At 57.7% G+C, this 9,043-nt stretch carries 11 protein-coding genes; 9 read left to right on the top strand and 2 right to left on the bottom strand.

Going from position 1 to position 9,043, the window contains the following annotated elements:
- The 7 genes from IIY41_RS04255 to IIY41_RS04225 all read left to right on the top strand — a co-directional run.
- A partial coding sequence (locus tag IIY41_RS04255; RefSeq protein WP_055080339.1) for a hypothetical protein occupies positions 1–183 on the top strand: 183 nt, incomplete at its 5' end.
- 577 nt (positions 184–760) lie between these two features.
- Positions 761–1,213 (top strand): DUF2975 domain-containing protein, encoded by a 453-nt coding sequence (locus IIY41_RS04250; protein WP_009323709.1) that lies wholly within the window; start codon positions 761–763, stop codon positions 1,211–1,213.
- A 16-nt stretch (positions 1,214–1,229) separates the two neighbouring features.
- Complete coding sequence (locus tag IIY41_RS04245) at positions 1,230–1,436, top strand: helix-turn-helix domain-containing protein (protein WP_009323710.1); 207 nt, start codon at positions 1,230–1,232, stop codon at positions 1,434–1,436.
- 4 nt (positions 1,437–1,440) lie between these two features.
- A complete protein-coding gene (locus tag IIY41_RS04240) occupies positions 1,441–3,000 on the top strand; it encodes a DUF4153 domain-containing protein (RefSeq protein ID WP_287399890.1) in 1,560 nt (519 codons plus the stop codon).
- A gap of 142 nt (positions 3,001–3,142) precedes the next feature.
- Entirely contained in the window at positions 3,143–3,574 is a 432-nt protein-coding gene (locus tag IIY41_RS04235; protein WP_287399888.1) for a hypothetical protein, read from the top strand.
- Between the two features lie 93 nt (positions 3,575–3,667).
- Positions 3,668–3,886, top strand: a complete 219-nt coding sequence (locus IIY41_RS04230; protein ID WP_009323713.1) for a hypothetical protein — start codon at positions 3,668–3,670, stop codon at positions 3,884–3,886.
- Positions 3,887–3,925: 39 nt separating this feature from the next.
- The gene (locus tag IIY41_RS04225) at positions 3,926–4,282 is read left to right on the top strand and encodes a hypothetical protein (RefSeq protein WP_009323714.1); all 357 of its coding nucleotides are present in this window, start codon (positions 3,926–3,928) and stop codon (positions 4,280–4,282) included.
- A gap of 250 nt (positions 4,283–4,532) precedes the next feature.
- On the opposite strand, the gene IIY41_RS04220 is transcribed toward IIY41_RS04225, so the two are convergent.
- Together IIY41_RS04220 and IIY41_RS04215 are read right to left on the bottom strand one after the other, a co-directional pair.
- Complete coding sequence (locus IIY41_RS04220; protein ID WP_287399885.1) at positions 4,533–5,375, bottom strand: HAD family hydrolase; 843 nt, start codon at positions 5,373–5,375, stop codon at positions 4,533–4,535.
- 102 nt (positions 5,376–5,477) lie between these two features.
- The gene (locus tag IIY41_RS04215) at positions 5,478–7,265 is read right to left on the bottom strand and encodes a glycoside hydrolase family 3 protein (RefSeq protein ID WP_287399883.1); all 1,788 of its coding nucleotides are present in this window, start codon (positions 7,263–7,265) and stop codon (positions 5,478–5,480) included.
- Positions 7,266–7,477: 212 nt separating this feature from the next.
- Here IIY41_RS04215 and IIY41_RS04210 point away from each other — a divergent pair, with 212 nt between their 5' ends.
- Both IIY41_RS04210 and IIY41_RS04205 read left to right on the top strand, forming a co-directional pair.
- Complete coding sequence (locus IIY41_RS04210) at positions 7,478–8,707, top strand: helix-turn-helix domain-containing protein (protein WP_050005329.1); 1,230 nt, start codon at positions 7,478–7,480, stop codon at positions 8,705–8,707.
- A gap of 87 nt (positions 8,708–8,794) precedes the next feature.
- On the top strand, positions 8,795–9,043 hold a 249-nt coding region (locus tag IIY41_RS04205; protein ID WP_455751745.1), incomplete at its 3' end, for a DDE-type integrase/transposase/recombinase.

Raw genomic sequence — 9,043 nt, 5'->3', positions numbered from 1 at the left:
GACGGCGCGCGCGGCCCGCGCCCGCCCCGCAAAGACGGGGAATACGCGGCCCGCACCAGCACTCCGGCCCGTGAATTTGCGGACCGCCCGCGCGACCCAAGCGCCGCGCCCACGGTACCCAAGCGCACTGAGACCATCAACGACGGCGCGGATCTGCCTCTGTACGGCAAAATCGAACTGTAAGCGCATATAACTGCATCGGCGCTCCTTTCTGTTTTCAGGAAGGAGCGTTTTTTCGTATCGGGAAGGTTTTCCACACAGCAGCGGCCGCATGTTGAAAACTTTCGTTTTTCCGCGTTCGCCGGACACGGAAACAAACTCAGGCCATCGTCGCTGAAACTGAAAATTTTTTCTTCCCAAAAGACCGCGCTCGTTTGTGAAACAGACAAGGCTTTTTTATTGGCCGCTGCTTATTTACTTTTGGAGCAAAGAGCATCAGAAACGGTTGAAGAAAAAATAATCGTAGACTGAACACCCCTTTCCATTCAATTGGGCCTCCTCTTCGCACAACAGCACCGGCGAAAGCGCAGGACGTCCCGCAGAAAATGTTCGGAAAGTTTTCAACATACGGCCGCTGCTGTGTGGAAAACACTTTGCCTAAAAGAATTTTTTTCGATCTTTGCGCTCCGGTATACCGGGCAGAAAAAACGTCAAAAAATCGAACAAGAATAAAAATATATTGATAAACAATAAAAAATACTTGTATTTCAGAAAATACTATGATATACTGTCCCCAACGACAATCGGTGGAGGAATCGTTATGAACTGGAACAAAGACAAAAGTGTCAAGCTTTCCAAATTCTGCGTCTGCCTTTTTATGCTCATTCTGGCAGGAGTTTGCATCGGTGCACCATGGTTGTTCCGGCTGCTCATCCGTCTGCGCGTGCAGGATTTGGCCGGAAAATTCGAGTTGTTCCTCGTCAGCACCTATACGGCGGCCGTGCCCGCCGCTGCGGCACTGTACGGCCTGTGGCGTTTGCTGCGCAACATCAGCGAGGGCGAGGTTTTTATCCCGGAGAACGTCTCCATCCTGCGCCTGTTGTCCTGGTGCTGCATTGCGGCCGGGCTGGTATGTCTGTTCAGTGCGCTGTACTATATGCCGTTCCTCATCGTCAGCGCGGCTGCGGCATTTGTTGGCCTGATTTTGCGCGTGGTGAAGAATGTCTTTGCCGAGGCGGTTCGGCTCAAAGATGAAAACGACTATACGATTTGAGAAAGGACGTGCCGAAATGCCCATTGTGGTGAACATCGACGTGATGATGGCGCGCCGGAAAATGAGTGCGGGAGAGTTGGCCGAACGCGTCGGCATCACGCCCGCGAATCTCTCCATCCTCAAAAACAATAAGGCGAAGGCCATTCGTTTTTCCACGCTGGAAGCGCTGTGCAAGGCGTTGGACTGCAAGCCGGCGGACATTTTAGACTACACGGAGGACTGACAAAATGGAACAGGAGAAAAAGACGGCGGGCATGCCGTGCCCGCCTTGTAAAAGTGCGCCGTTTTCAAGGGCCGTGAAGCCCGCGGCGCAGGAGAATGCCGTGCAGGAGGCCGCCGCACCGCTTGGTGCGCCCTGTCAGTACGGGAGCTCCGCCGTCGGCCGGACAGAAAAGACGCCCGGCTTCACCGGAGTGGACGCGGCGTTTGCCTGTGGTTTCCTGGCCGTGGGCTGGCTGTTCTGGGAGCTTCAGCTCTGGAGCGGCTGGCGGTGGTTCGGCAATGCGGGCACGGGCACCGCTCTGTTCACGGCACTTTTTGCGGGCGCGGTACTGGCTTATGTGTATCTTGCAAAGCTGCGCCCGCCCCGGGAAAGCTGGTTCTGGCTGGCGGTACTGCTTTGCCTGGGGCTTGGCTATGCACTGCCCTACGGCGGCGGACTGTTGGGAGCCGTCCATTACGGCGCGCTGCTGTTCACAGCGGAATACTGGACGCTGAGCGCCACGGGCCGTCTGTTGAAAAGTGGAAAGACCTCTAATTGGCTGCCGCTGGACGTGCTCAACGCTCTGTTTGTTCTGCCCTGGGGCAACTTCATGCGTCTGCCTGCGGCGTTTGTTTTTGGCTTGAAAGGGCTTGGCCGCCGTGTGCGCGCGGCCCGTTCTGAGCCGGGAGAGCGAAGCCGGGGCAAACGCCTGCTGGGGGTGCTGGGCGGCGTGGCGCTGGCGCTGCTGTGCCTGTGCTTCGTGCTGCCGCTGCTGATGGCGGCAGATGACGGCTTTGCATCGCTGCTTTCGGGTTTTGTAGGCCGCCTTGCCGCATGGTTTTCCGGCTGGAGGGATTCCTGGACGGAGTTTGTCGTGAAAGTGTTTTTTGCGCTGCCCACGGCTCTGTACCTGTATGGCCTTGTATATGGCGCCGTGCGCGGCCGCCGCGCCTGTGTTTACGACAAAAAGGAGGTGTGCGCGGTGCAGCGGGGCCTGCGGTTCGCGCCCCGCTCCACAGTCCTTACGGCTTTGTTCGTGCTGTGCGCGGTGTATCTGTTGTTTATCTCCATGCAGGCGAAATATCTGTTCGGCGCATTTTGGGGCGCACTGCCTGAGGGATTTTCTTATTCCGAGTATGCGCGTCAGGGCTTTTTTGAATTGTGCCGTGTGGCGGCCATCAACATCGTTATTCTGCTGGCCGCCAATGTGATGAGCCGTGCGCAGGCTGCGGAAAACTGTCTGCTGCGGGTATGCAATACCGCGCTTTCGGCGCTGACGCTGCTGCTGCTGGCCACGGCAGCTGCAAAAATGGCGCTTTATATCGCGGCTTACGGCCTGACAGTGAAGCGCGTGCTTGCAAGCGTGTTTCTGGTCTGGATGGCCTGCGTATTCGTGTGCGTCATCCTGCGGCAGTTCCGCACTGTGGCGTTGGTGCGCGTCGCGGTGTTTCTGGGTGCAGTGCTGTTTGCGCTGTTGTGTGTGCTGCCGGTGGGGGACGGCATCAGCACTTATAATGCCGCCCGTGTACAGGCGGGCACGCTGGACCCGGACGTGATGGAGCAGGAGCTGCGCCCCCTCGTGTAACAAAATACCGCTCCGAAAAGAGCAGTTTTGCGCATGGCATCGTCAAGCACGCCTGCGGACCGAAATCATGGCCCACATTTTGCCGCCGGGACATGCCCCATCGGGTTTGGATGTACAATGCGCGAAAAAGGGGGAAAGAAATATGAGGAAAAAGCTTTGCTCTGCGGCTGTTTGCTGCCTGATGCTTTTTCTTACGGCCTGCGGGCTTGCTTCACAGGCGTCGGTGGCGGCTCTGGTGGAGCGGGACGTACAGGCGCTGGAGGCGCTGGCGGGTGAGATCGCTCTGGCAGGCGCCGCCGGTGACGCAGAATATCCGGGAGTGGACCGCATCTCTTATGACAGCCGTACCGGACAGGTACAGTTTGAATGCGGGGTCTCGGGCTTTGCATCCCAGACAAGCTATAATGGTTTCTATTATTCGCCCGGGGATGTTCCGCTGAGCTTCGGCGGCACAGGGGATATGACGCTCGCTCCGTCGGGCGCGGGCTGGTGCTGGGAAGAAACGGAGGGGGACAACTGGTATTACACCGAGAGGCTGCGCAGCGGCTGGTATTACTACGAAATGCATTTCTGACGGCCGCGCGGCGGCCGCACACTTGACGCAGGCGCGCTTTTTGCGTACAATTTCCTTTGGCATTTCATTGAATGACAAAGGAGAGGAAACGACATGAAGGCACGCATTCCCAAACACCGCGAATTCATCATCAACCTCGCGGAGGATTACGAAAAGAAAGACGAATGCTGGGACAAGCTGCAGGAGATCATGGAGGCGTATAAGAAAGAGGGAAAATCCGTTTATACGCCCACGTTCATCGAAGACAACGAGGATAAGGTGAAAGCGCTGCAGAAGCAGTACGAGTTCACTTATACCATTGAGGAGCGGTGACGGTGCAATCTTTCCTGCGGCGCGGGAAAGGAGCACACAATGGAATTTTTTGCAGGGATCGGCGCGGGCTGGATGAACCTTGCCAGCCTGGCTTTGGGCCTTTTGGCCTGGATGCTGCCCGTGGCGGCGATGATCCGCACGGCGGCCCGGCCGCGCGCGCTGCATCCGGCGCTGCCTTTGGTATGCGTCAGCTTTGCCGCCTGTGCGGCGGCGCTGTATCTTCAATTGCGTTATCATGCGCATCTTTCGCGCATTGAGGATGTGGGAGCTTTTTTGGATACGGCGCAGGCGGCTGCGTTCGCATCGGCCGTGCTGCTGTGCGTGACGCTGGCGCTGAACGCCCTTGCGCTGTGCGCGGCGGCCGTTTGCGCGCGGAAAGCGGCGGACCGGGCGTAAGCAGCCCAAAATAACTGTAAAAAAAGAATGCCCGGCCCCGTAAAGCAGCACGGGGCCGGGCATTCTTCATTATTCCGCAATAAAAATTTCTCCGAATGACCCTTTAAAAATTTAGTGAAGCAGGGTTGAATATTTTATGAGAAGGAACAGAGGAAATACTGTGTTAAGCCTGTTTTCAACGATACATGGCCTGAGAGCCATATTTTCCGGGCCGCGGAAAGCGCAGGCTTTGCGGTGCGGAGTCAAAGGCTTATTTCAGAATTTCCCGCTGCTCGGCCAGAAGCTGTTCCTGATATGCACCCGCAAAAGTGCCCGCCAGGAAACGGGGCAGCGCTTCGGAGACAAGGCGCTCCCAGCTCGTTTTTTCCTTGCCTACGAGAATGGGATAGAACAGCGCGTCTGCGTGCTGCGCGGCGGCAAGGTCGCCCAGGGCGTCGCCAACCATCAGCACATGGCCCGGCGCATAGCCCTTGGCAGAAAGCGCCGAAAGGCAGGCCTCTTTGGTGCCTGCGTCCTGGCCCAGAACGACGTCCATATGCTGGACAAGGCCGTGGCGCGTCCATTCTTCCGCCAAAGCCTCGCTGTTGGCGCTGGAAACAACGGCGGTGTCCGTCAGCACATGGATCGCCGCCAGGGCCTCTCTGCAGCCGGGAAACGGCCGCGAATCATCGCCCATGGCGGCGATGGCCGCGTTGACGGCGCGGCTCCATTCCAACGCTTTTTGCAGGCCCGCGCCGCCGCCGGCCGCAACGGCTTCCTCCAGCGCCGGGTTTGAAAGCTTGGGGGCCTTTTCCACCCAGGCGCACAGCTCGTCCGCGCCGGGGACACGCACGCCGTGTTCCGCCAGCATGCGCATCGTGGCGGCAAGCCCTTTAAAGCGGTTCACGCCGCGGGTGCGGCTGTACAGGTTCACTTCCATCCAGTGGGGGGTGATGAGCCCGGCGTATTCCTCCAGCCCGTACACACGGATGAGCTGTGGGCAGAAGGCCTGATGGTGCTTGGAATCCATGGTGTCCATGGCGCAGCCGTCGGAATCCACGCACACAAGCCATTCTTTTTTGGGCGTGAACGCGGAGAACGGATTTTCAGACATAAGCTTCCTCCTTGGATTTGAAAGGTTCATATGGTTGCAGGGGCCGGAAAGCAGGAAAGGCGCGCGGGCCGCATTATGCCCGCGCGCTTTTTTGCAAAAGATTCACAGATGCGTGTCCCACATGCCGCAGAAGCTGTCGATGGGGTCTTTGCCCTTGAAAGCTTCCGGCCCGGCCATCAGCTCGTCCACCAGCACATCCAGCGTAGCGGGAGCGGAATCGTAGGTGTTGATATAGGTGCGGGCCTGGGGAATGTCCGCCAGGATCGTCGGCTGCTGGCAGCCGATGACGATAACAGAGAGCTCGAACACATACCAGGGGATCTCGCCGCCGCCCTTCGTCATGCCAAAGCCCGGGCGCGCCACAGCCTGGAAGCCGCCGGCCACGTCCACAAGTGTGATGATAAGATCCTGTGCGCCCACAAAATCCGCAATGGTATCCTTGCCTGCGAAGTAGATGTTGAAATCCACTTTTTCGCCCGCGGCGATGCGCTTTTGGATCTTGTCCATCGGGCTTTCGTACAGCGTTACTTCAAAGCCCTTGGCTTCCAGCTTTTCTTTCAGGCTCTCGGCTGCGTTTTTGCCGCCGCCCATCAGCTTTTTCATCGCGCCGCCCAGGCCCTTGGCCTCCAGCCCGGTGACGTACACGATCATGATGCGCCTGTACTTTTCCGGCGTCATGGGCAGCACGTCCGCGTCCTTGTATTTCACCAGCGTCAGCGCATGCTCGGAAATCTCTTTCTGCATGGCCCTGTGCGCGGCGCAGCCGATAACCCTTTCCATCTCGGCGGCGGGGGGAACAAGCTCTGTCCGTACCTTTTTGTGCAGGCCCATGTGGGCTTTCAGCGCCAGGATGCGGTGCAGGGCGTCGTCCAGGCGTTCGTCGGTGATGACGCCGTTTTTGTAACCGTTCATCATGGAGGCGAAGTCTTCGTCCATGTCGTTGAAGAACAGGAACATGTCGCAGCCTGCGGCAATGGCGGCGGGGATCATGTCGCTGCGCTTCATGCGGCAGGTGAGGCCCACCATATGGCTGGCGTCTGTGAGCACCATGCCGTTGAAGCCCATTTTGCCCTTGAGCAGGTCCGTCAGCAACTCCTTAGACAGCGTGGCCGGCATGATGTCGTCGTCCTTGATGTCCGGGTTCATGGCACGGGTATAGCTTGGAAGCATGATATGTCCGGCCATGATGGCCTCCAGCCCGTTGTCGATGAGGTTTGCGTAGATTTTGCCGAAGGTGGCGTCCCATTCCTCGCAGGAAAAGGTGTTGACGCTGTTGGCAACATGCTGGTCACGGTCATCCAGGCCGTCGCCGGGGAAGTGCTTGGCCGCGCAGCAGAAGCCGGGCACCTCGTGCGCGCCCTCCATGTAGGCCTGGGTCATTTCCATCACGCGCTGCGGATCGTTGCCGTAGGTGCGCAGGCCGACGACGGGGTTGTGCCAGTTGTAGTAAATATCGGAAACCGGAGCGAAACTGAGGTTGCAGCCGATGGCCGCGGCCTCCGTGTTGGCCATTTTGCCAAGCGCTTTGGCGTATTTTGAGTCGCCCGTCGCGCCGATCTTTGTCTGTGCGCCGATCATTGTGCCGTTGCTGCACGCACCGTTGCCGCCGTTCTCGGTATTGCAGGCGATGATGAGAGGAATTTTGGAATTTTCCTGCAGAATACGGTTCTGCTCATGCACCTCGGCCGCGGTGCCGGGGTTGTAGCGGATACCGCCGATGTGGTATTTGTCAACGGTCATTTTCAAATATTCCTCGGTGCGGGAGGAACCCATGTTGAAAAACAGCTGGCCGATCTTTTCCTCAAGCGACATCGAGGCGATGGTGTCCTCCACCCACTGCACAGCCTCGTCATCCAGGTAATAGGGCTTTGCACGCATATTCACGGGCATTCGATCAGATCCTTTCTTTTTGTTTTGTTCCGATTGATTATTTTGTGCAGCCTTGCATCAAAAGAAGAGTGATTGCGAATTGGTAAAAAATAACCTGCAAAATCTTTCGATTTTATTTAAAATTAACAAAGAAAATCGGATAAGTCAATGACATATCTTGCGAAACTGTGCTATACTGAAACCACGAAATACAATATCGGGAGGAACTGTGCATGGAAGTGCTGGAGCGTCTGACCCCTTATGTGGAGCTTGTGCATCTTCTGCTCAATACAAATTTTACTTATCTGACGCGCAAGCTGGCGCCAAGCGATTCGCTGGACCGCGCGCGCATCCCGTCCGCCGTGGCAAAAAGCTACGACGAGGTGCTGTTCGGCGGCGTCCTGTTCGACTGTGTTCCCGGCATCCCGTGCGAGATCAAAACCCCTTTCGGCATATGCTTCACGGCGCTGGCGCTTTGGAAAGGGGACGGCTTCGTGCTCATCGGTCCTTATCTGCCCGAGCGGGCGGACGGCGCGCAGCTGGAGGAGATCCTGGCGTCCCAGGGCGTGCCGCTGGGCCTGAAAGAACAGTACGGCGTTTATTACAGAGACCTTCCCACGCTGAGCCGCGGCAAGGTGCGCGCCGCACTGGGCGTACTGGCGGCGGGCGTGTACGGCGAGAGCCTTGCGTCCAGCGCTTTCAGCAGCCGGGATATCTCCCCGGAGGACCCGTCCCCCTGTCCCGTATTTGAGGAGGATTCCATGCAGGTGCGCGCAGACGCCATTGCACGGCGGTATGAGGGAGAGCGCAGGCTTATGGAAGCGGTGGCCCGCGGCGATATGCGCGCCGCCGACATGGTGGAGGAGACAACTCTGCGGCTGGAGCGGGTGCCCAATAAGCTGCGCAACCGGAAAAACCTGTTCATCGTGCTCAATACGCTGATGCGCAAGGCTGTGGAGGCCGCGCAGGTGCATCCGTTTTATATCGACGCAATCAGCGCCAAATGGGCCATGCGCATCGAGGCGGTGGAGCAGGAGGCCGACCTTTATCCCATGCGGCGGGAGATCGTGGAGGATTACTGTCGTCTGGCGCAGACGCGTTCCATGGCCAGCTATTCCCCCAATGTGCGAAGCATGCTCACTTATGTGCAATTCAATTTGGCCGAGGGCATTTCGCTGGAGGCCATTGCCCGGCAGCTGGGTGTGAACGCCAGCTATCTTTCCAGCCAATTCAACCGCGAGGTGGGCAAAAGCCTGCCGGAATATGTTTCGGAAAAGCGCATTGCGGAGGCCAAGCGCCTGCTGCGCGGGCGCGCGCAGCTGCCCATTGGGCAGATTGCCGCGGCGGTGGGCTTTTCAGACGTGAACTATTTTACGAAGGTGTTCAAGAAAAAAGCGGGGCAGACGCCCAGCGCCTACCGCGCAGCACAGCGCGCGCTGGCGGCGGAACAGAAAGAGATATGAATATGCGGCGGCCGGAACCCGGCCGCCGCATATTTTTCTTGAGTAAGGAAACCACCGGCAGGGGAAACACGAACTTATGCGAATCTGTTGAATCGCAATTTCTATGTTGACAGACCCAATCAAAAATGGGTAACCGATATCAGTTATATTCCAACCAAGCAGGGAACTCTTTACCTTTCCGTCATCCGCGATTTGTTTGACTTAAGCATCGTCGCCTACAAAACCAGCACCCGCCAAAGTATCAAACTGGTGCTGGATACGATCCGCACGGCAATAGAAAAAGAAGAGGTCACTGCAGAGCTGCTACTCCACAGTGACCAAGGCTTTCAATATGCT

Source organism: Ruthenibacterium sp., from assembly GCF_017421385.1.
Taxonomy (GTDB): domain Bacteria; phylum Bacillota; class Clostridia; order Oscillospirales; family Ruminococcaceae; genus Ruthenibacterium; species Ruthenibacterium lactatiformans.
The sequence above is the reverse complement of the archived record's forward strand: the minus strand, read 5'-3'. Positions and strand labels throughout refer to the sequence as shown.

Coding starts and splice junctions, on each gene's coding strand:
- IIY41_RS04215 (WP_287399883.1), bottom strand. CDS start 7,265: ATGCCCGTGAATATGCGTGCAAAGCCCTATTACCTGGATGACGAGGCT.
- IIY41_RS04235 (WP_287399888.1), top strand. CDS start 3,143: ATGAGGAAAAAGCTTTGCTCTGCGGCTGTTTGCTGCCTGATGCTTTTT.
- IIY41_RS04210 (WP_050005329.1), top strand. CDS start 7,478: ATGGAAGTGCTGGAGCGTCTGACCCCTTATGTGGAGCTTGTGCATCTT.
- IIY41_RS04220 (WP_287399885.1), bottom strand. CDS start 5,375: ATGTCTGAAAATCCGTTCTCCGCGTTCACGCCCAAAAAAGAATGGCTT.
- IIY41_RS04225 (WP_009323714.1), top strand. CDS start 3,926: ATGGAATTTTTTGCAGGGATCGGCGCGGGCTGGATGAACCTTGCCAGC.
- IIY41_RS04240 (WP_287399890.1), top strand. CDS start 1,441: ATGGAACAGGAGAAAAAGACGGCGGGCATGCCGTGCCCGCCTTGTAAA.
- IIY41_RS04245 (WP_009323710.1), top strand. CDS start 1,230: ATGCCCATTGTGGTGAACATCGACGTGATGATGGCGCGCCGGAAAATG.
- IIY41_RS04250 (WP_009323709.1), top strand. CDS start 761: ATGAACTGGAACAAAGACAAAAGTGTCAAGCTTTCCAAATTCTGCGTC.
- IIY41_RS04230 (WP_009323713.1), top strand. CDS start 3,668: ATGAAGGCACGCATTCCCAAACACCGCGAATTCATCATCAACCTCGCG.